The sequence below is a fragment of the Huaxiibacter chinensis genome, assembly GCF_022171985.1.
Classification (GTDB): domain Bacteria; phylum Pseudomonadota; class Gammaproteobacteria; order Enterobacterales; family Enterobacteriaceae; genus Enterobacter; species Enterobacter chinensis_A.
This window is the reverse complement of sequence record NZ_JAJVHF010000001.1, coordinates 324,806-344,167: the sequence shown is the minus strand read 5'-3', so window position 1 is coordinate 344,167 and position 19,362 is coordinate 324,806. Positions and strand designations below refer to the sequence as shown.

Annotated in this window: 19 protein-coding genes; 13 read left to right on the top strand and 6 right to left on the bottom strand. The window is 55.6% G+C overall.

Features of this window, described 5'->3' with window-relative positions:
- Nucleotides 1-22: 22 nt before the first annotated feature.
- The 3 genes from flgN to flgA form a co-directional block, all read right to left on the bottom strand.
- Nucleotides 23-445, bottom strand: a complete 423-nt coding sequence (flgN, locus tag LZP96_RS01740; protein WP_064325673.1) for a flagella biosynthesis chaperone FlgN — start codon at nucleotides 443-445, stop codon at nucleotides 23-25.
- Nucleotides 446-449: 4 nt separating this feature from the next.
- Nucleotides 450-743 carry a flagellar biosynthesis anti-sigma factor FlgM gene (flgM, locus tag LZP96_RS01735; protein WP_064325674.1) on the bottom strand — a complete coding sequence of 98 codons (294 nt, stop codon included), beginning with the start codon at nucleotides 741-743 and terminating at the stop codon, nucleotides 450-452.
- A 93-nt stretch (nucleotides 744-836) separates the two neighbouring features.
- Nucleotides 837-1,496 carry a flagellar basal body P-ring formation chaperone FlgA gene (flgA, locus tag LZP96_RS01730; protein ID WP_064325675.1) on the bottom strand — a complete coding sequence of 220 codons (660 nt, stop codon included), beginning with the start codon at nucleotides 1,494-1,496 and terminating at the stop codon, nucleotides 837-839.
- Between the two features lie 158 nt (nucleotides 1,497-1,654).
- Between flgA and flgB the strand changes: the two genes are divergently transcribed.
- From flgB to flgL, 11 genes are all read left to right on the top strand, one after another.
- A complete protein-coding gene (gene flgB, locus LZP96_RS01725; protein ID WP_064325676.1) occupies nucleotides 1,655-2,071 on the top strand; it encodes a flagellar basal body rod protein FlgB in 417 nt (138 codons plus the stop codon).
- A 3-nt stretch (nucleotides 2,072-2,074) separates the two neighbouring features.
- A complete protein-coding gene (gene flgC / locus LZP96_RS01720) occupies nucleotides 2,075-2,479 on the top strand; it encodes a flagellar basal body rod protein FlgC (RefSeq protein ID WP_064325677.1) in 405 nt (134 codons plus the stop codon).
- 11 nt (nucleotides 2,480-2,490) lie between these two features.
- A complete protein-coding gene (gene flgD, locus LZP96_RS01715) occupies nucleotides 2,491-3,201 on the top strand; it encodes a flagellar hook assembly protein FlgD (RefSeq protein WP_258925666.1) in 711 nt (236 codons plus the stop codon).
- Nucleotides 3,202-3,227: 26 nt separating this feature from the next.
- On the top strand, nucleotides 3,228-4,436 hold the full coding sequence (gene flgE, locus LZP96_RS01710) for a flagellar hook protein FlgE (RefSeq protein WP_064325679.1): 1,209 nt from the start codon (nucleotides 3,228-3,230) through the stop codon (nucleotides 4,434-4,436).
- Nucleotides 4,437-4,456: 20 nt separating this feature from the next.
- Nucleotides 4,457-5,212, top strand: a complete 756-nt coding sequence (locus LZP96_RS01705; protein WP_064325680.1) for a flagellar basal body rod protein FlgF — start codon at nucleotides 4,457-4,459, stop codon at nucleotides 5,210-5,212.
- An 11-nt stretch (nucleotides 5,213-5,223) separates the two neighbouring features.
- Nucleotides 5,224-6,006 (top strand): flagellar basal-body rod protein FlgG, encoded by a 783-nt coding sequence (gene flgG, locus LZP96_RS01700; protein WP_064325681.1) that lies wholly within the window; start codon nucleotides 5,224-5,226, stop codon nucleotides 6,004-6,006.
- A 57-nt stretch (nucleotides 6,007-6,063) separates the two neighbouring features.
- Nucleotides 6,064-6,762: a flagellar basal body L-ring protein FlgH gene (flgH, locus tag LZP96_RS01695; RefSeq protein WP_082904923.1), complete on the top strand. Its 699-nt coding sequence runs from the start codon at nucleotides 6,064-6,066 to the stop codon at nucleotides 6,760-6,762.
- Between the two features lie 12 nt (nucleotides 6,763-6,774).
- Nucleotides 6,775-7,872 carry a flagellar basal body P-ring protein FlgI gene (locus LZP96_RS01690; RefSeq protein ID WP_064325683.1) on the top strand — a complete coding sequence of 366 codons (1,098 nt, stop codon included), beginning with the start codon at nucleotides 6,775-6,777 and terminating at the stop codon, nucleotides 7,870-7,872.
- Nucleotides 7,872-8,825: a flagellar assembly peptidoglycan hydrolase FlgJ gene (flgJ, locus tag LZP96_RS01685; protein WP_064325684.1), complete on the top strand. Its 954-nt coding sequence runs from the start codon at nucleotides 7,872-7,874 to the stop codon at nucleotides 8,823-8,825. The genes LZP96_RS01690 and flgJ overlap by 1 nt, the downstream gene beginning before the upstream one ends.
- Before the next feature lie 73 nt (nucleotides 8,826-8,898).
- Complete coding sequence (gene flgK / locus LZP96_RS01680; protein ID WP_258925665.1) at nucleotides 8,899-10,539, top strand: flagellar hook-associated protein FlgK; 1,641 nt, start codon at nucleotides 8,899-8,901, stop codon at nucleotides 10,537-10,539.
- Between the two features lie 14 nt (nucleotides 10,540-10,553).
- Nucleotides 10,554-11,507 carry a flagellar hook-associated protein FlgL gene (flgL, locus tag LZP96_RS01675; protein WP_064325686.1) on the top strand — a complete coding sequence of 318 codons (954 nt, stop codon included), beginning with the start codon at nucleotides 10,554-10,556 and terminating at the stop codon, nucleotides 11,505-11,507.
- 77 nt (nucleotides 11,508-11,584) lie between these two features.
- Here flgL and LZP96_RS01670 read toward each other — a convergent pair whose 3' ends face one another.
- Complete coding sequence (locus LZP96_RS01670) at nucleotides 11,585-12,799, bottom strand: MFS transporter (RefSeq protein ID WP_064325687.1); 1,215 nt, start codon at nucleotides 12,797-12,799, stop codon at nucleotides 11,585-11,587.
- 109 nt (nucleotides 12,800-12,908) lie between these two features.
- Here LZP96_RS01670 and LZP96_RS01665 point away from each other — a divergent pair, with 109 nt between their 5' ends.
- The gene (locus LZP96_RS01665) at nucleotides 12,909-13,847 is read left to right on the top strand and encodes a LysR family transcriptional regulator (protein WP_258925664.1); all 939 of its coding nucleotides are present in this window, start codon (nucleotides 12,909-12,911) and stop codon (nucleotides 13,845-13,847) included.
- 41 nt (nucleotides 13,848-13,888) lie between these two features.
- On the opposite strand, the gene rne is transcribed toward LZP96_RS01665, so the two are convergent.
- Nucleotides 13,889-17,095 (bottom strand): ribonuclease E, encoded by a 3,207-nt coding sequence (rne, locus tag LZP96_RS01660; RefSeq protein WP_258925663.1) that lies wholly within the window; start codon nucleotides 17,093-17,095, stop codon nucleotides 13,889-13,891.
- A 571-nt stretch (nucleotides 17,096-17,666) separates the two neighbouring features.
- Here rne and rluC point away from each other — a divergent pair.
- The gene (gene rluC, locus LZP96_RS01655; protein WP_258925662.1) at nucleotides 17,667-18,614 is read left to right on the top strand and encodes a 23S rRNA pseudouridine(955/2504/2580) synthase RluC; all 948 of its coding nucleotides are present in this window, start codon (nucleotides 17,667-17,669) and stop codon (nucleotides 18,612-18,614) included.
- Nucleotides 18,615-18,668: 54 nt separating this feature from the next.
- Here the strand turns inward: rluC and LZP96_RS01650 are convergent, their stop codons facing one another.
- On the bottom strand, nucleotides 18,669-19,253 hold the full coding sequence (locus LZP96_RS01650) for a Maf family protein (RefSeq protein ID WP_064325691.1): 585 nt from the start codon (nucleotides 19,251-19,253) through the stop codon (nucleotides 18,669-18,671).
- Between the last annotated feature and the right edge of the window lie 109 nt (nucleotides 19,254-19,362).

Sequence of the window (19,362 nt, the reverse complement as noted above, 5' to 3'; positions counted from 1 at the left end):
CGCCGTCATAATCGCCTGGCGATTATATTGAAATCTTTTTCCCGCCCGCGCGTGAGCTGGCAGTCTGTCCGTTCGCACCGTACAAGCCTGGTTCCTGATGGGGTTTTAACACCTCCAGAGCCTGCTGATTACGCTCAATCTGTCCTTCCAGCAGCCAGCCATTGTGCTGGTTGAGGTCGCGAAGATGCTGCGTTTTGTCAGTGATGGTCTGCCAGCGCTCGATGATATCGTCATTGGCGCTACGGTGCGGATCTTGCTCCGCACGGCGCTGCTTCTCCAGATAATCCAGAGTGGCAAGCAGTGAGCTTTTCTCTTCTGTAATGCGCTGCAAAGCACTGCCGCTGATATGCCCGGCGGACAGCTGCTGTTGTTCGGCATCCATCACCGTTTTCAGGTCGTTCAGGACTACCGTCATTTGATCCAGTATTTCTGACAGTCGACTCATTCGGTTATTTACTCTGTAAGAAACTCTGTGCTTCCTGGATCAGCGCGTCCGCAATCTTGCTGGTATCCATTTTCAGCTCGCCGTTACGAATAGCACTTTTTAACGCCTCAACACGTTCCATGTTGATATCGTTAGTGCCAGGCTGCATCAGTTTTGACTGCGCATCGCTCAGCGTGACGCTGGTGCTGTTCGCTGTAGACGATTTCTCCAGACGCGCTTTTGGCGTGGGCGTGTCGTTCGTTTCGCGAGGTTGTACAGTACTTACCGGTTTTAAGGGCGATGTACGATCAATGCTCATGGTGTTGTCCTCATCGAGGGTTCGCGGCGTTGGCGCCTGACATCTTCATTTGTTAATTATGTATCGGCAGCCGCCGCAAAATCTTTAAAAAGATTATAGGTTAATCAGAATATTCCCATCAGAACCCACCACGCCGCTGACCACCTGGCCTGAAGCCATCCGCACGCGGGCATTTTGCGCCACCGCGGCGTTGTTCAGTGCTTTGCCTTCGCCATTGACGCTAAAGCCGTCTCCGTTCGCGATCACCATCACCCGCTGCCCGGCTTTAATTCGCCAGGCCTTACGCAACATGGAGAGCTGAACCGCTTGTCCCGGCACCAGATCGCGCAGACTGACGGCGTCTTGCGCCTGGTCAATTTCAAGCATCGTACGCGGAGGCAACTGATCGAGACGACCACGCTTCAGCGTCACGCTCCCCGGCTGTAACACGCTGCCACGGGCAATGGACTGCGCGGCGACGACGTAATTGCCGGTTGCCTGAACCATTACCTGTAAAAACCGTTTCTCATTAGGGCAACGCGTCTGCACGCTGACATTACCCCACAGCTTTGCATTGCCACTGACGCTGAATGACGGCTGCTCACAGCTGGGCAGCAGATTCGGCGGCGTGCGTACAGTGACCACTACTTCATCGCTAAAGCCCGCCAGCCGTTCGGCAAAAAAGGCCGTCAACTGTGCATTAAGATCCTGCGCCATGGCAAGAGGGCTTAAAAGCAGAATGGTTGCGGCAAGGCCACTTTTGAACGTCAGCATCGCAAATTCCCACGGTTCCTGGATTTAACAGGATTCTACCCGCAGTGGTTTCTCATCAACGCAATAAATAGCGACCCATTTTGCGCTTATTCCGTCGATAAGGGATACGGGTTGAGATTTAAGCTATGAACTGAAATTTTGCCATCAGCGGAGGAGACATGCTCGATAAACTCGACGCCGCACTACGTTTTCAGCAGGAAGCCCTGAATCTGCGCGCTCAGCGTCAGGAGATTTTGGCCGCCAATATTGCGAACGCGGACACCCCCGGGTATCAGGCGCGCGATATTGATTTTTCCAGTGAGCTTAAAAAAGTGATGGAGCGTGGTCGGGCAGAAGGGACCGGTGTCGCCCTTGCGCTGACGTCCGCACGCCATATTCCTGCTCAGGCGATGACTGCGCCGTCTACCGATTTACTTTACCGTATTCCCGATCAGCCCTCTTTGGACGGCAACACCGTCGATATGGACCGGGAACGTACACAGTTTGCCGATAACAGCCTGAAATACCAGGTGGGTTTAACCGTTCTTGGCGGACAGATTAAAGGGATGCAGACCGTTCTGCAGGGGGGCAACTAATTCATGGCCTTATTAAATATTTTTGATATCGCCGGTTCCGCGCTCACCGCGCAGTCTCAGCGTTTGAACGTCGCTGCCAGTAACATGGCGAACGCCGATAGCGTGACGGGACCCGACGGTCAGCCATATCGGGCAAAACAGGTGGTCTTTCAGGTCGATGCTGCGCCGGGCGCGGCAACCGGCGGCGTGAAAGTCTCCGATGTGATAGAGAGCCAGGCGCCAGACAAACTGGTGTACGAGCCTGGAAACCCTCTGGCGGATGCCAGTGGTTACGTCAAGATGCCAAACGTCGACGTGGTGGGGGAAATGGTGAACACCATGTCTGCCTCCCGCAGCTACCAGGCTAACGTCGAAGTGCTTAATACCGTGAAGAGCATGATGCTCAAAACGCTCACTCTCGGCCAGTAAAGGAGACACGTATGTCCATCGCCGTAAATGTGAATGACCCGACCAACTCCGGCGTCAATGGTCCCCGTAGCGCAACCGGCTCCAGTTCACTGACGGGCAATAGCGCATCCGATCTGCAGGGCAGTTTTCTGACGCTCCTGGTCGCGCAGCTCAAAAATCAGGACCCAACCAACCCGATGCAAAATAACGAACTGACCACGCAGCTTGCGCAGATCAGTACCGTTAGCGGCATTGAGAAACTTAATACCACGCTCGGTTCCGTCTCCGGTCAAATCGATAACAGCCAGTCTTTGCAGGCGGCAAACCTGATTGGTCATGGCGTCATGATCCCGGGCACCACCATTCTTGCCGGGACCAATACTACCGAAGGCTCAACCACCACCAGCACCACGCCGTTTGGCGTTGAGCTGCAACAGCCTGCGGATAAAGTGACCGCCACCATCACCAACAAAGACGGCGTTGTCGTGCGCACCATTGATATCGGTTCGCTGGCGGCGGGCGTTCATACCTTTACCTGGGATGGTTCGCTGACGGATGGCACGACGGCACCCAACGGTTCTTACAAAGTGGCCATCGCGGCCAGCAATGGGTCGACCCAACTGGTGGCACAGCCTCTGCAGTTTGGTCTGGTCCAGGGCGTCATTAAGAGCAGTGACGGCAACAAACTGGATTTAGGTACCTCTGGTACCACCACACTCAACGAAGTTCGGCAGATTATTTAAGCCCTAATACTTATCAGGAGTAAGTCATGGCCTTTTCTCAAGCGGTCAGCGGCCTGAATGCTGCGGCCACCAACCTGGACGTCATTGGCAACAACATCGCCAACTCCGCGACCTATGGTTTTAAATCCGGTTCTGCCTCATTCGCAGATATGTTTGCCGGTTCCAAAGTGGGCCTCGGTGTTAAAGTCGCCGGCATCACTCAGGACTTCACTGACGGCACCACGACCAATACCGGACGTGGTCTGGACGTGGCCATCAGCCAGAATGGTTTCTTCCGTATGGTGGACGCCAACGGGTCTGTTTTTTACAGCCGTAATGGCCAGTTCAAGCTGGATGAAAACCGTAACCTGGTGAACATGCAGGGTCTGCAGTTGACCGGCTATCCGGTAGCGGGCACGCCGCCAACGGTTCAGACGGGCGCTAACCCGCAGGCCATTACTATTCCGACCACGCTGATGGCGGCGAAATCGACCACCACCGCGACCCAGCAGATCAACCTGAACTCTACCGATACTGCACCGACCGTTGCGTTTGATGCCACCAACCCGGATTCCTACAACAAGAAAGGGACGGTGACGGTCTTTGATAGCCAGGGTAATGCGCACAACATGAACCTGTTCTACGTCAAAGATGCGACCCCGGCGAACTCCTGGAAAGTGTATTCCCAGGATGGCAGCGTGGCGGGAAGCACCCCAGCGCTGGCGACCACCTTAACCTTCAATCCGAGCGGCGTGCTGACCGGTGGCGGGAATATCAATATCACGACAGGCACCATTCCTGGCGCGACCCCGGCAACCTTCGCGATGAGCTTCGCCAACTCCATGCAGCAGAACACCGGTGCGAACAACATCGTGGCCACTAACCAGAACGGTTACAAGCCGGGCGATCTGGTGAGCTACCAGATTAACGATGATGGCACCGTTGTCGGTAACTACTCTAACGAGCAGGAGCAGGTTCTGGGGCAGATCGTGCTGGCAAACTTCGCGAATAACGAAGGTCTGAAATCAGAAGGGAACAACGTCTGGTCTCCAACGCAGTCCTCCGGCGTGGCGCTGTTAGGCACAGCAGGTTCCGGTAACTTCGGTACCCTGACCAACGGCGCGCTGGAAGCCTCAAACGTGGATTTGAGTAAAGAACTGGTCAACATGATTGTTGCGCAGCGTAACTATCAGTCAAACGCGCAGACCATCAAAACCCAGGATCAGATCCTCAACACGCTGGTCAACCTGCGCTAACCGTCTAACGGGATGATGTAATGGATCACGCAATATATACCGCAATGGGCGCTGCCAGCCAGACGATGAATCAGCAGGCAGTGACGGCCAGTAACCTGGCGAACGCCTCCACGCCGGGCTTTCGCGCGCAGTTAAATGCGCTGCGGGCGGTGCCGGTGGAAGGGCTGACGTTGCCGACGCGTACGCTGGTTGTTGCCTCAACGCCGGGCGCCGACATGACGCCGGGTCAGATGGATTATACCTCTCGTCCGCTAGACGTTGCGCTGCAACAGGATGGCTGGCTGGCGGTGCAAACGGCCGACGGTTCAGAAGGTTATACCCGTAACGGCAACATTCAGGTTGATGCCGCAGGCCAGCTGACGATTCAGGGTCATCCTGTGATTGGTGAAGCAGGGCCGATTGCCGTGCCGGAAGGCTCGGAAGTTACCATTGCCGCCGACGGCACCATCTCTGCTCTCAATCCGGGCGATCCGGCGAATACCATCGCCCCTGTGGGCCGCCTGAAGCTGGTAAAGGCAGACGGCAAAGAGGTGATGCGTGGCGATGACGGAATGTTCCGTTTGACGCCGGCCGCACAGGCCACCCGAGGCGCAGCCTTGCAGGCCGATCCGAGCATCCGTGTGATGTCCGGCGTGCTTGAGGGCAGTAACGTCAAGCCGGTCGAAGCGATGACCGACATGATCGCCAGCGCCCGTCGGTTTGAAATGCAGATGAAGGTTATCAGCAGCGTTAATGAAAACGCAGGCAAGGCTAACCAACTGCTGTCTATGAGTTAACAGGGCTAAATATGATCAGTTCTTTATGGATTGCGAAAACGGGTCTCGACGCGCAGCAAACCAATATGGACGTTATCGCCAACAACCTGGCGAACGTCAGCACCAATGGTTTCAAACGTCAGCGTGCCGTTTTTGAAGATTTACTTTACCAGACCATCCGTCAGCCTGGTGCACAGTCGTCCGAACAGACGACGCTGCCGTCCGGCCTGCAGATTGGTACCGGTGTCCGTCCTGTTGCGACTGAACGTCTGCACAGCCAGGGTAACCTGTCTCAGACCAACAACAGCAAAGACGTGGCGATCAAGGGTCAGGGCTTTTTCCAGGTACAGTTACCGGATGGTACCTCTGCCTATACCCGTGATGGCTCTTTCCAGGTGGATCAAAATGGTCAGCTGGTAACGGCGGGTGGTTTCCAGGTGCAGCCTGCGATCACCATCCCGGCGAACGCGCTGAGTATTACCATCGGCCGTGATGGTGTGGTGAGCGTGACGCAGCAGGGGCAGGCTGCTCCTGTTCAGGTTGGACAGCTGAACCTGACCACCTTCATGAACGACACCGGTCTGGAAAGCATTGGTGAGAACCTGTACACCGAAACGCAGTCTTCCGGCGCGCCGAACGAGAGCACGCCGGGTCTGAACGGTTCAGGTCTGCTGTATCAGGGGTATGTTGAAACCTCGAACGTCAACGTCGCGGAAGAACTGGTCAACATGATCCAGGTTCAACGCGCGTATGAAATTAACAGTAAAGCAGTCTCGACGACCGACCAGATGCTGCAGAAACTGACGCAACTTTAAGGTGTAGCCCGGCGCGGTAAACGCTGCGCCGGCTCCCTGTTTTCGAAGATGAAGGCAATGCAAAAACACGCGGCGATTCGTTATCCGATAGTGACTGTCCTGGCTGTAACCCTGAGTGGTTGCGCCCTGATCCCGTCAAAACCTCTGGTGCAGGGTGCGACTTCCGCCCAACCCATTCCCGGCCCGGCGCCCGTGGTGAATGGTTCTATTTTCCAGACCGCGCAGCCAATCAACTATGGCTATCAACCGCTGTTTGAAGATCGCCGTCCACGTAATATTGGCGATACATTAACCATCGTGCTGCAGGAAAACGTGAGCGCCAGCAAGAGCTCTTCTGCAAATGCCAGCCGCGATGGCAAGACCAACTTTGGCTTTGATACCGTGCCGCGCTATCTGCAAGGCCTCTTTGGCAATGCCCGTGCGGATGTGGAAGCCTCCGGCGGCAATAGCTTTAATGGCAAAGGCGGCGCCAACGCCAGCAACACCTTTAGCGGCACGCTGACGGTGACGGTTGACCAGGTTCTGGTTAACGGCAACTTACACGTCGTGGGTGAAAAACAGATTGCCATCAATCAGGGCACTGAATTCATCCGCTTCTCGGGTGTGGTTAACCCACGCACGATCAGTGGCACCAACACCGTACCGTCCACCCAGGTGGCGGATGCGCGCATCGAGTATGTCGGTAACGGCTACATCAATGAAGCGCAGAATATGGGCTGGCTGCAACGCTTCTTCCTTAACTTATCGCCGATGTAAGCGAGGTGACCTATGTTTAAATCCCTCTTCGCAGTCGCGTTGGCCCTGGTGGCGACATTCGCCCAGGCCGACCGTATTCGCGATCTCACCAGCGTACAGGGCGTACGAGAAAACTCCTTAATCGGCTACGGCCTGGTGGTGGGCCTGGACGGTACCGGTGACCAGACCACGCAGACGCCGTTTACCACTCAAAGCCTGAACAACATGCTGTCCCAGCTCGGGATCACCGTCCCGACGGGGACGAACATGCAGCTCAAGAACGTGGCGGCGGTGATGGTAACCGCGTCCTATCCGGCCTTTTCGCGCCAGGGGCAGACTATCGATGTTGTGGTCTCCTCAATGGGTAACGCCAAAAGCCTGCGGGGCGGCACCTTGCTGATGACCCCGCTGAAAGGGGTCGACAGTCAGGTTTACGCGCTGGCCCAGGGGAATATCCTGGTCGGTGGCGCGGGCGCGTCGGCGGGTGGCAGCAGCGTGCAGGTTAACCAGCTGAACGGCGGGCGCATTACCAACGGCGCTATTATCGAACGTGAACTTCCGACCCAGTTTGGCGCAGGCAATACCATCAACCTGCAGCTGAATAATGAAGATTTCACCATGGCGCAGCAGATTGCCGACACCATCAACCGCAGCCGTGGATTTGGCAGCGCCACGGCGCTGGATGCGCGTACCGTGCAGATTCAGACCTCCAGCGGCGGCAGCAACCAGGTGCGTATGCTGGCGGATATTCAGAATATGGAAGTAAACGTCCCGCTGCAGGACGCGAAGGTGATTATCAACTCGCGTACCGGCTCGGTGGTCATGAATCGCGAAGTCACGCTGGACAGCTGTGCCGTGGCGCAGGGGAATCTCTCCATCAGCGTCAACCGTTCTGCGAACGTCAGCCAGCCGGACACGCCGTTTGGCGGTGGGCAGACGGTGGTCACGCCGCAGACGCAAATCGATCTGCGTCAGAGCGGAGGCTCGCTGCAGAGCGTGCGTTCCAGCGCCAATCTGAACAACGTGGTTCGGGCCCTGAACGCGCTGGGCGCCACGCCGATGGATTTGATGTCCATCCTGCAATCCATGCAGAGTGCAGGCTGTCTGCGCGCCAAACTGGAAATCATCTGATGCTGGGTGATAGCAAGCTGATGACAAGCGCGGCGTGGGATGCGCAGTCGCTGAATGAACTGAAAACCAAGGCAGGCACGGACCCGGCGGCGAATCTCCGCCCGGTCGCCCGCCAGGTGGAAGGGATGTTTGTGCAGATGATGTTGAAAAGCATGCGTGAAGCCTTGCCCAAAGATGGCATGTTCAGCAGCGATTCAACGCGTCTGTATACCAGCATGTACGATCAGCAAATTGCGCAGCAGATGACTTCCGGTAAGGGTCTGGGGCTTGCCGATATGATTGTGAAGCAGATGCAGGCCGCCCAGGGCGTTGCGCCTGAAGAGCAGCCGCGCCAGGTTCCGATGAAGTTCGATCTGGAAACGGTGACCAGCTATCAAAATCAGGCGTTGACCCAGATGGTGCGTAAAGCCGTGCCGAAACCGGCGGCTACGTCGGATGAACCTTTATCGGGCGACAGCAAAGATTTTCTCGCACAGCTTTCACTGCCTGCGCGTCTTGCCAGTGAACAAAGTGGCGTACCTCATCATCTGATTTTGGCACAGGCAGCGCTGGAATCTGGCTGGGGCCAGCGTCAGATTCGGCGTGAAAACGGCGAGCCGAGCTTTAACATCTTTGGCGTGAAGGCATCGTCGAGCTGGAAGGGGCCAACCACTGAAATCACCACAACGGAATATGAAAACGGTGCGGCGGTGAAGGTGAAGGCCAAATTCCGCGTGTACAGTTCATATCTGGAAGCGTTGTCAGATTACGTGGGGCTGCTGAGCCGCAATCCGCGCTATACGGCGGTGACGCAGGCGGCCACCGCAGAGCAGGGGGCACAGGCATTGCAGAATGCGGGCTACGCGACCGATCCACAGTATGCCCGCAAACTCACCTCCATGATTCAGCAACTTAAAGCCATGGGTGAGAAAGTCAGCAAGGCTTACAGCAACGACATCGAAAATCTGTTCTAAAGGCTCAAGTTTATGCCGCCGCTGTCGATAATTCCTATCAGGACTCGTGTCTGAAAGTTTACAAGGAACCTCAATGTCCAGTTTGATTAACAGCGCCATGAGTGGCCTCGGTGCGGCACAGGCGGCACTGAATACAGTCAGTAACAACATTTCAAGCTATAACGTGGCGGGCTACACGCGCCAGACCACGGTGCTGGGTGCGTCGAACAGTACGTTGACAGGCGGTGGCTGGGTCGGCAACGGCGTTTATGTCTCAGGCGTGCAGCGTGAGTACGACGCGTTTATCACCAACCAGCTTCGTGCCGCGCAGAACCAGAGCGCCGGCCTGACAACGCGTTATCAGCAGATGTCGAAAATTGACGACGTCCTGTCTGATACCACTAACTCCCTCTCCACCACGCTGCAGGATTTCTTTAAGAGTCTGCAAACGCTGGTCAGCAACGCAGAAGATCCTGCGGCGCGCCAGACGGTGCTGGGGAAAGCGGATGGTCTGGTCAATCAGTTCAAAACGAACGATCAGTACCTGCGCGACCAGGATTCACAGGTGAATACCGCGATTTCTGCCAATGTCGATCAAATTAATAACTACGCTAAGCAGATTGCCAATCTGAACGATCAGATCTCCCGTCTGACGGGGGTCGGTGCGGGTTCGTCGCCTAACGATCTGCTCGACCAGCGCGATCAACTGGTCAGCGAACTGAACAAAATCGTCGGTGTAGAAGTTTCTGTTCAGGATAGCGGCACCTATAACGTCTCTTTTGGCACGGGTTACAGCCTGGTACAGGGAAGCAAAGCGAACCAACTGGCCGCGGTGAAATCGAGCGCAGATCCTACGCGTACGACGCTTGCCTATGTCGATGACGTGTCCGGCAATATTGAAATTCCTGAGAAGCTGATCACGACCGGTACGCTCGGTGGGTTACTCACCTTCCGCTCAGAAGACCTGGATAAAGCCCGTAATAACCTGAACCAAATGGCTTTAGCCTTTGCGGATGCGATGAATAAGCAGCATGAGGCCGGTTTTGATGCTAACGGCGATACAGGGGGTAAGCTGTTCGACTTTGGTTTGCCTTCTGTTTTGTCCAACGGTAAAAACTCAGGCACCGCCGCCATGACAGCCTCTGTGGCGGACAGCACCAAAGTTCAGGCAACGGATTACAAGCTGCAGTTTAACGGAACCGACTGGACCGTCACCCGCACATCGGACAAAACAAGCTTTACGATGAGTCCGGATGCGAGCGGAAATATGTCGTTCGATGGCCTCACTATCAACGTGAGCGGCAACGCGAATAACAAAGACAGTTTCATCGTGAAGCCAGTGTCCGATGTTATCGTCGGTATGGGGCTCAAGTTTAAAGATGAGTCCAAACTGGCTATGTCATCGACAAGCGGTAGTGGCGAGAGTGACAACCGTAACGGACAAAAACTGCTGGACCTGCAAAACAGCAAAATTGTTGGCGGAAACAAATCCTTCAATGATGCTTATGCGTCTCTGGTCAGTACAGTGGGAAGTACCACTGCTTCACTTAAGACCAGCAGCGAAACGAAAGCCAATGTGGCTACGCAGTTAACCAAACAGCAGCAGTCCATTTCCGGGGTTAACCTCGACGAAGAGTACGGTAATTTGCAGCGCTATCAGCAGTATTACCTTGCCAATGCGCAGGTGTTACAAACTGCCAGCACGCTCTTTGATGCACTGATTAATATTCGCTAAGGCTGAGGTGAACAATGCGTATTAGCACCCAGATGATGTACGACCAAAACATGCGTGGGATCACCGACTCCCAGAGTAAATGGCTTGGTTATGGAGAACAAATGTCGACCGGTAAGCGTGTTAATCGCCCGTCGGACGATCCTATCGCGGCATCGCAGGCTATTGTTCTTTCGCAGTCTCAGTCTCAAAACAGCCAGTTTGCCCTGGCAAGATCCTTTGCCACGCAAAAAGTCTCGTTAGAGGATAATGTCCTGGGTCAGGTCACCGCAGCGATAACCAGCGCTAAAGAGAAATTGGTCTATGCTGGCAACGCGACGTTAAGCGATGACGATCGTCTCTCTTTGGCGAGCGATTTACAGGGTATTCGCGATCAGATGATGAATCTTGCAAACACGGCGGATGGAAACGGCCGCTTTATTTTTGCGGGTTTCAAAACTGAAGAGCCTCCTTTCGATGCTGTGACCGGCGCTTATAAAGGTGGCGCTGAGCCGATTTCGCAGCAGGTCGACACCGCGCGTAATCTGGTCATCAGCCACACGGGCGCGCAGATTTTTGAAGGTATTACCAGTAACGCTAAAGAAGTCGCTGGCGGTGGATACGGTGAGACCAATGTGTTCAAGAACCTGGATGCGGTGATTAAAGCGCTTAAAGTGCCCGTCGATACTGACTCTGCTGCGGCAGATGCGCTGGGCAAAGTCTTGTCCGACGCACAGACCGGAATCACAAATACGCAAAATAACGTCCTTACGGTGGTGGCTGATGTGGGGACAAAGCTGAATGAACTCGAAAAGCTCGATAACCTTGGAAACGATCGGGCACTGGGTCAGACCAAGCAGATGAGCGATCTGGTTGATGTGGACTGGAACGCAGCGATTTCGTCTTACACTATGCAGCAGGCCGCCCTTCAGGCGTCTTACAAAGCATTCAGCGATATGCAGGGTATGTCACTCTTCCAGCTGAACCGATAATTTTTGACCTTTAGAACATGTCTTGAAACTGGATATGTTTTGTCTGCCCAATCCGTTATGCGGATTGGGCTTTTTTTTTAGCGGGACTGCAGTTCCACACGGTTAACGCGAGCACTTTCACTAAGACGAATCAGGAAGGCGATACCGCCGCAGGCAGTGGCCAGTGCCACTACGCCCGTCCAGCCCGCCAGGGTATATAACTGGCTGCCGAGGGCCGAGCCCAGCGCCATACCGATAAAGATTACCGTAAACAACAGCGCGTTAAGGCGGCCCCGCGCCTGAGGTTCCAGGCTGTACACCAGATTTTGATGCGCCACCAGACTCGACTGCAGGCCGAGATCGAAGCCTATGGCAGACAAAGCAATCAGGATAAGCTGGCCCTGAACGCCTAATGCAGGCATCAGGAACATCATCGCGAAGGAAACGGTAACCAGCACGGCACCCAGCTGTGTGACTTTTCCTGCGCCCAATTTATCGGCAAGCCCGCCGGCCAGCGGTGCCGCGAGGGCCCCCGCAGCACCCGCAATGCCGTATCCTCCGGCCACGGCGCTGCCCAGGTGGAAACGCTCCAGTAGCATGACCGCAAGCGTAGACCAGAAGGCGCTAAAAGCGACAGAGAGAAAACCCTGTGCCAGTGCGGCACGACGCAAAGCCGGATAACGACGCCATAAATGTTCCATGGAACGCATCAGGGCAGGGTAGCTGAGCGTAGTGTGCGCCGCAAAGCGAGGTAAAACGGCCCACAACAGCACGCCGATCATGGCGATACTGGCGGCGGCGAGTTGATACATCACCCGCCAGCCGAATGCGTCACCCACCACGCCGCTGACGGTACGGGAGAGTAAAATCCCCAACAACAGGCCCGTCATCACGGTGCCGACCGTTTTACCCTGTTTACCCTCAGGGGCCAGAATGGCCGCCGCAGGCACAATATCTTGCGCCATGGTTGCCGCCATCCCCATCAGCAGGCTAACCATCAGCAGGGAGTGGAGGCTACCGGTCAGGCTGCAACCCAACAGAAAAAGCGCCAGCGCCGCGCTTTTTAGCAGGATCAAGGTACGACGGTCGTGACGATCCCCCAGCGGAAGCAGGAACAATATTCCCAGCGCGTAGCCCGCCTGAGTCAGGGTAGGGACCAGACCCATCCCCTCAATGCTCAAATGCAGGTCGGCGCCCATTAACGGTAAAAGGGGCTGGGCGTAATAGAGCGCGGCGACGCTAAAACCTGCGCCTAGCGCCAGGATAAAAATAACCCAGCGGCTGACGGGGTGAACCTGAGTAGCGGTGTGCATAAGAAAGTCCTCAATATTGGTGTGAGGCTATTTTTCCCGATGAAGGCTTGCGACGGTAGCCAGCCTGGTGGTAAAACGCTTATACGTTAGACGTATAGGTATGAGGTCTATGAACAAAAAAGAACGTATAGACAGGGTTGAGCTCATGCGAACATTTGTTCGTATCGTTGAAACCGGTTCGTTATCTGCGGCGGCCCGTCAGCTCGCGACCACGCAGGCGACGGTGAGCCGCCGGTTGCAGTCGCTTGAAACCATACTGGGCGTTCGGTTATTGCTGCGCACCACGCATGCCACAAAACTCACCGATGACGGTGAACGATGCTATCAGCATGCCAGGCGGGTCATCGACAGCTGGCTGGCGCTGGAGGACGAGGTCGGGCAATCTGAGGATGAACCCGTCGGCACGCTGCGCGTCCGCGCACCGCACGCGTTTGGTCAGGATCAGCTGCTAACGCCTCTGGCACGGTTTCTGGATCGTTATCCGCAACTCACCGTTGAATGGATGCTGAACGATAAATCGGTCGACTTTTTGAGTGACAACATTGACTGCGCGATCCGTGTCGGTGCCGACGTTGACCCGGCGACAGTCTCGGTGCATCTCGCCGAGGTTCCCCGATACATCGTCGCCTCACCGCAGCTGCTGGAACGTTTTCCGCCCGTGACTAAGCCCGAGGATCTCAGCGCGCTGCCGTGGGTGGCGCTTAATACCTTTTACAGCCGCCATATTGAGCTGTACGACGGCATCGCCGCGCAACCGGTCAGGGTGGCTATTTCGGCCCGTTTAAGCACGGATAGCCTGTATGTTACGCGAAGTATGGCGTTAATCGGCCAGGGCGTTGCGGCCGTTTCCGCCTGGACGGTGGAGGAGGATATCCGCGAGGGAAGGCTGGTGCATCTTCTTCCGCACTGGCAACCCGCGCCGCTACCCGTCCATCTGGTTTATCCATGGTCGCGCTACTACCCGGCGCGATTACGACGATTTCTGGAGATTATGCGAGAAGTCATGCCGCAAATAGCGGGGATGCGTCCCCCCGTGCGCGGGCAATAAAAAAGCCGACCCTTGGGTCGGCTTTTTAGCTTGTTGAGAATTTACTCAACCGGGTTAGGGCGTGTTGCCGGTGCGGTTGCCTGGTGGGTCGCACTGTGACCACCCGCAGCACCTTTACCGTCGAAATCAAAGGTCGGGCGCACCCAGCTGCTGTGACGTGGTGCTTCCGGCTGATACTCCGGCGCAGGCGCACGCGTCATTGGCGCTGTAGCAGTACGGTTGCGCGTCGTGACAACAGCGACAGGTTCTGGCTTCACCTCGGGTTCCGGGGTAACAACAGGGGCCTGTGGCGCGTCAACCGCCGCGTCAGTCACTGGGGTAACCTCTTCTGGTGCTGGCGTTTCAGCTGGAGTGGATTCCGCTTCAACAACAGGTTCAGCGGTCACGGTTTCTACAGGCTCAGCGGTCACGGTTTCAACCGGTGCAGCGGCCTGAGCTTCCTCAACAATGTGTTGAGCCACAGCGGTATCTTCTTCAGCGATAACCTGTGGTTGCTCATCAACCGGTGCAGCAATCACTTCCGGATGCGTGGTTTCAACGTCTACGGCTTCAACCGCAGGCTGTTCAGCCGCAACGGTTTGCGCTGCTTCAGCTTCGACAACGACAGCCGCTTCAGGTGCGGAAATCGGTGCAATCGTCGGTTGTTCAGCTGTTTCAGTCTCCACCGGGCTCACAACGTTCAGCTCTTCTGACTGCTGTTCCTGCGGACGGGCAACCGGATAACGGATCCAGACTTTGCCTGATGCCATTTCTGGTGAAGCACAGGCTACGGCCAGCGGCATGGCAGACTGCGTTGGGTAACGTTCGTCACGATAACGACGACGACGCTGACCGCTCACGCGCAGATGGCGTGGGGAACGGCGAGAACGACGCGGCATACCGTTGTTGTCACGCGCTTCAGCCGTCTCTTCCTGTTCGGATGCCGTGTCGACAACCGCAGGCAGGTCTCGTTTTGCTACCTGAGTGTTCTGTGCCACCTCGGCAACAGGTTCAGTCACCGAGATAACGGTCTCGTCAGTCTGCTCGGATTCATAGCGCACTTTCTGAGACAGCTGACGCGGCTTACGACGTGGCATGACCTGTACGCGTTCTTCCTGCTCTGCGTCCTGCTCGACCGGCTCTTCGCGGTTAACAGTTTTGGCTTCCTGCTGCGCCTGACGTTTATCATCATTGCGGCGGCGGTTGCGCTCACGACGCGGCTGCTGCTCGTCACGCTGTTTCGGCTTGTCAGACTCATCGCCCGCTGGCTGGCGGATTTCGCGATCTTCCACGTTCTGCTGTGGTTTCTCACGACGGTTACGACGGTTGTCTTCGCGCGGTTCACGGCCTTCGTTATTGTCGGAACGGTTGTCGCGACGGTCGTTACGCTCGCTGCGATCGCCACGCTCATTGCGATCGTTGCGGTCACGGCGGTTGTTTTGACGCTTACGACGGTCCTGAGGACGCTCTTTTTTCTCTTCTTTCGGCGCCACTACCGGCTCGACAGGCTTCGCTTCTTCACCGGCAAACATCTTTTTCAGCGCAGCGATGAAACGGCTCAGCAGGCCAGGTTCAGCGGAATCAGGTTTATTCTCCGCAGCGGTCTTTTTCTGTGCAGCAGGCTTAGCCGCCACTTTCTCCTGAGCCACTTCTGGCGGGGCTTCAGGCATGATGAAGGTGGCCAGTGCAGGCTGCTCAGGCAGTTTGCGCTCAGCGGGCTCTTCATCAGATGGCATCGCCATCTCTTCTTCGTGCAGCTTAGGCAGCAGGTAGCTCAGCGTTGAGGTCTCTTCCCCTTTGCGAACACGCAGTACGGAGTAGTGAGGCGTTTGCATCTGGTCGTTTGGCACGATAATGCAACGCACACCGCCCTGACGCGCTTCAACGGCGCTGACAGCAGTACGTTTTTCGTTCAGCAGGTAAGAGGCAATCGGTACAGGAACGATCGCGTGGACTTCTTTGGTGTTCTCTTTCAGCGCTTCTTCTTCAATCAGACGCAGGATGGAGAGAGACAGCGATTCGTTATCACGTACGGTACCCGTGCCGGAGCAGCGTGGGCAAACGTGGTGACTGGATTCACCCAGAGACGGGCTAAGACGCTGACGGGACATTTCCAGCAGGCCGAAACGAGAAATGTGGCTGATCTGGATGCGCGCACGGTCCTGACGAACCGCCTCACGCAGTCGGTTTTCAACCGCACGCTGGTGGCGCACCGGAGTCATATCGATGAAGTCGATAACGATCAGACCGCCAAGGTCGCGCAGGCGCAGCTGACGGGCAATTTCATCGGCCGCTTCAAGGTTGGTGTTGAACGCCGTCTCTTCGATATCGCCACCGCGCGTTGCACGTGCGGAGTTGATGTCGATGGCGGTGAGCGCTTCGGTGGAGTCGATAACAATGGAGCCGCCGGAAGGAAGACGCACTTCACGCTGGAAGGCGGATTCAATCTGCGATTCAATCTGGTAGTGGCTGAACAACGGGATCTCACCGGTGTACAGTTTAATTTTGCTGGTGAAATCAGGACGACCCAGCGCGGCGATGTGCTGGCGAGCCAGCTCAAGCACTTTCGGGTTATCAATCAGAATTTCGCCAATGTCCTGACGCAGATAGTCACGGAAAGCGCGGACGATAACGTTGCTCTCCTGGTGAATCAGGAAGGGAGCCGGACGGTTTTCAGCGGCTTTCTGGATAGCTTCCCAGTGCTTCAGACGGAATCCAAGATCCCACTGCAGCGCCTCCGCGGATTTGCCAACCCCTGCGGTGCGGACAATTAAGCCCATGCCATCAGGCAGTTCAAGGCTTGCCAGCGCTTCTTTCAGCTCGGTACGATCGTCGCCTTCGATACGACGGGAGATACCGCCCGCACGCGGGTTGTTTGGCATCAGCACCAGGTAGCTGCCTGCCAGACTAATAAAGGTGGTCAGCGCAGCGCCTTTGTTGCCACGCTCTTCTTTATCGATCTGAACAATGACTTCCTGGCCTTCGCGCAACACATCTTTAATGTTTGGACGACCATGGGAGTTATAGTTTGCAGGGAAGTATTCGCGGGCAATTTCTTTAAGAGGCAGGAAACCGTGGCGTTCAGCGCCGTAATCGACGAATGCGGCCTCAAGGCTGGGTTCAATGCGGGTGATTTTACCTTTGTAAATGTTCGCTTTTTTCTGTTCGTGTCCAGGACTTTCGATATCCAGATCGTACAGGCGCTGCCCATCCACAAGGGCGACACGCAACTCTTCTTGCTGAGTTGCGTTGATTAACATTCTTTTCATCGTAACTTACTCATTATTCTTACATTGACGACTAAGCTGCGGGCAAGGTGACGCTTTCCGGGGTATGAACCGATGGCCTCGTGTCTGTTCACGTCGCCAACCTCACGGTTGTCGTACGCTTAAGAGGCGCAGAGTGTCGGTTGCCTGTATTTCATACGGAAAAACAGCGCAATTATCAGGGGAACAGCCTGGGTAAAACTCTCCAGAGAAGATTCCATTTACCGGGAAGTACTGCAACCCGCAGCCCGCTAACTGTCTGAAAGATCAATACGTCTTACGCCATTGCTGCGTGGATGATCGGTCAGACAAAATGGGTTATTCCGTCATTAACCTTACAAAACCCAGATTTAACACGGAAAACAACCTCATTATTCCACTGCTAACCGGGTTATAGCAAGATGACTTTTACCAATTATCACCCGGTTACTCACAGTTTCTTCACTTCAATACGGTGATTGCTTTAATAACCACCAAATCGATTGCGTGAAAGTGTCGCACTCGGGATGAAACTCAATATAAGCACAGAAAAATGAGTGGCGCTAATGGCTGACGATATTTAGAATCGCCAACCATGAAAACAGAGACTCCATCGGTAAAAATGGTTGCGATCGCGGATGACGAAGCGGGGCAACGAATCGACAACTTTTTACGTACCCAATTAAAAGGTGTACCAAAAAGTATGATTTATCGCATCTTGCGCAAAGGCGAGGTGCGGGTGAATAAAAAACGCGTGAAGCCAGAGTACAAACTGGAAGCGGGCGATCAGATCCGCATACCTCCCGTGCGCGTTACGGAACGCGAAGAAGAGGGGGTGTCACCTAAACTGCAGAAAGTGGCCGCGCTGAGTGACGTTATCCTCTATGAAGACGACCACATTCTGGTGCTGAACAAACCCTCGGGCACGGCGGTCCATGGCGGCAGTGGTCTGAGCTTTGGCGTGATTGAAGGGCTGCGAGCCTTGCGTCCCGACGCGCGATTCCTTGAGCTGGTTCATCGTCTGGACCGTGACACCTCAGGCGTGCTGCTGGTGGCCAAAAAACGCTCGGCGCTACGTTCTCTGCATGAACAGCTGCGCGAAAAAGGGATGCAGAAGGATTATCTGGCGCTGGTGCGCGGCCAGTGGCAGTCGCACGTCAAAGTGGTGCAGGCGCCGTTGCTGAAAAATATCCTGCAAAGCGGTGAACGTATCGTGCGGGTAAACCAGGAGGGCAAGCCCTCAGAGACGCGCTTTAAGGTAGAGGAGCGTTACGCGTTTGCAACCCTGGTACGCTGCAGCCCGGTCACCGGTCGTACCCATCAGATCCGCGTGCATACGCAGTATGCCGGGCATCCGATTGCGTTTGACGACCGCTACGGCGATCGCGAGTTTGATAAACAACTGGCGGGTTCGGGGCTGTCTCGCCTCTTCCTGCATGCGGCAGCCCTGACGTTCACCCACCCGAATACCGGTGAAACGCTGCGTATCGAAGCGCCGCTGGACGATCAGCTCAAACGGTGTCTGACGTTTCTGCGCGGCTGATTTTGCCTTGGTCCCTCTCCCTGTGGGAGAGGGCATCAGACCGCAGCGGAACCCTCACGCCGTCAGCGGATTATACTCCTCACGTCTGAGCATCTGACACAGCGCAATCAGCGGGAGCCCCACCAGCGTGTTGGGATCGCGCCCGTCCAGCTTTTCAAATAGTGCGATACCTAGCCCTTCGCTTTTAAAGCTCCCCGCACAGTCAAGCGGACGTTCCCGGCGCACGTAATCGTTTATCTCCTGCTCGCTTAAATGGCGGAAGTGAACATCAAAGGGTTCGCACTCCGTTTGCAGGTGACCCGTCGCAGAGTTGTAAAGGGCAAGACCTGTATAAAAGGTGACAATATTGCCTCTGGCGCGCATCAGCTGCTGGCAGGCATTGGCTTCGGTGTGGGGCTTTCCGGCGATCTCGCCGTCCAGGACACACACCTGGTCCGATCCTATAATCAAGTGGTTGGGATACCGCGTTGCCAGACTTTGCGCCTTCTCTTTGGCCAGGCGAAGCACCAGATGACGAGGCGATTCAGCCGGTTGCGGCGTTTCGTCGGCGTCTGGCGCGGCGCATTCAAACGGGATCCCGAGCTTCTCAAGCAACATTCGGCGGTAGGGTGAAGTGGAAGCAAGGATAAGATTTGGCATATTTTTATCACCAGATATAGCGTATCGATGCCAGCCATTTTAAACTACGGGCCGCAATGTGTGCGAATAATTGGCAAAAGGCAGCTCAGGTTGCCTTTTTCTTTGACTC

Coding starts and splice junctions, on each gene's coding strand:
- LZP96_RS01665 (WP_258925664.1), top strand. CDS start 12,909: ATGAACAAAAAAGAACGTATAGACAGGGTTGAGCTCATGCGAACATTT.
- rne (WP_258925663.1), bottom strand. CDS start 17,095: ATGAAAAGAATGTTAATCAACGCAACTCAGCAAGAAGAGTTGCGTGTC.
- flgH (WP_082904923.1), top strand. CDS start 6,064: ATGCAAAAACACGCGGCGATTCGTTATCCGATAGTGACTGTCCTGGCT.
- flgJ (WP_064325684.1), top strand. CDS start 7,872: ATGCTGGGTGATAGCAAGCTGATGACAAGCGCGGCGTGGGATGCGCAG.
- LZP96_RS01705 (WP_064325680.1), top strand. CDS start 4,457: ATGGATCACGCAATATATACCGCAATGGGCGCTGCCAGCCAGACGATG.
- LZP96_RS01690 (WP_064325683.1), top strand. CDS start 6,775: ATGTTTAAATCCCTCTTCGCAGTCGCGTTGGCCCTGGTGGCGACATTC.
- flgA (WP_064325675.1), bottom strand. CDS start 1,496: ATGCTGACGTTCAAAAGTGGCCTTGCCGCAACCATTCTGCTTTTAAGC.
- flgN (WP_064325673.1), bottom strand. CDS start 445: ATGAGTCGACTGTCAGAAATACTGGATCAAATGACGGTAGTCCTGAAC.
- flgC (WP_064325677.1), top strand. CDS start 2,075: ATGGCCTTATTAAATATTTTTGATATCGCCGGTTCCGCGCTCACCGCG.
- LZP96_RS01650 (WP_064325691.1), bottom strand. CDS start 19,253: ATGCCAAATCTTATCCTTGCTTCCACTTCACCCTACCGCCGAATGTTG.
- flgE (WP_064325679.1), top strand. CDS start 3,228: ATGGCCTTTTCTCAAGCGGTCAGCGGCCTGAATGCTGCGGCCACCAAC.
- LZP96_RS01670 (WP_064325687.1), bottom strand. CDS start 12,799: ATGCACACCGCTACTCAGGTTCACCCCGTCAGCCGCTGGGTTATTTTT.
- rluC (WP_258925662.1), top strand. CDS start 17,667: ATGAAAACAGAGACTCCATCGGTAAAAATGGTTGCGATCGCGGATGAC.
- flgD (WP_258925666.1), top strand. CDS start 2,491: ATGTCCATCGCCGTAAATGTGAATGACCCGACCAACTCCGGCGTCAAT.
- flgM (WP_064325674.1), bottom strand. CDS start 743: ATGAGCATTGATCGTACATCGCCCTTAAAACCGGTAAGTACTGTACAA.
- flgB (WP_064325676.1), top strand. CDS start 1,655: ATGCTCGATAAACTCGACGCCGCACTACGTTTTCAGCAGGAAGCCCTG.
- flgL (WP_064325686.1), top strand. CDS start 10,554: ATGCGTATTAGCACCCAGATGATGTACGACCAAAACATGCGTGGGATC.
- flgK (WP_258925665.1), top strand. CDS start 8,899: ATGTCCAGTTTGATTAACAGCGCCATGAGTGGCCTCGGTGCGGCACAG.
- flgG (WP_064325681.1), top strand. CDS start 5,224: ATGATCAGTTCTTTATGGATTGCGAAAACGGGTCTCGACGCGCAGCAA.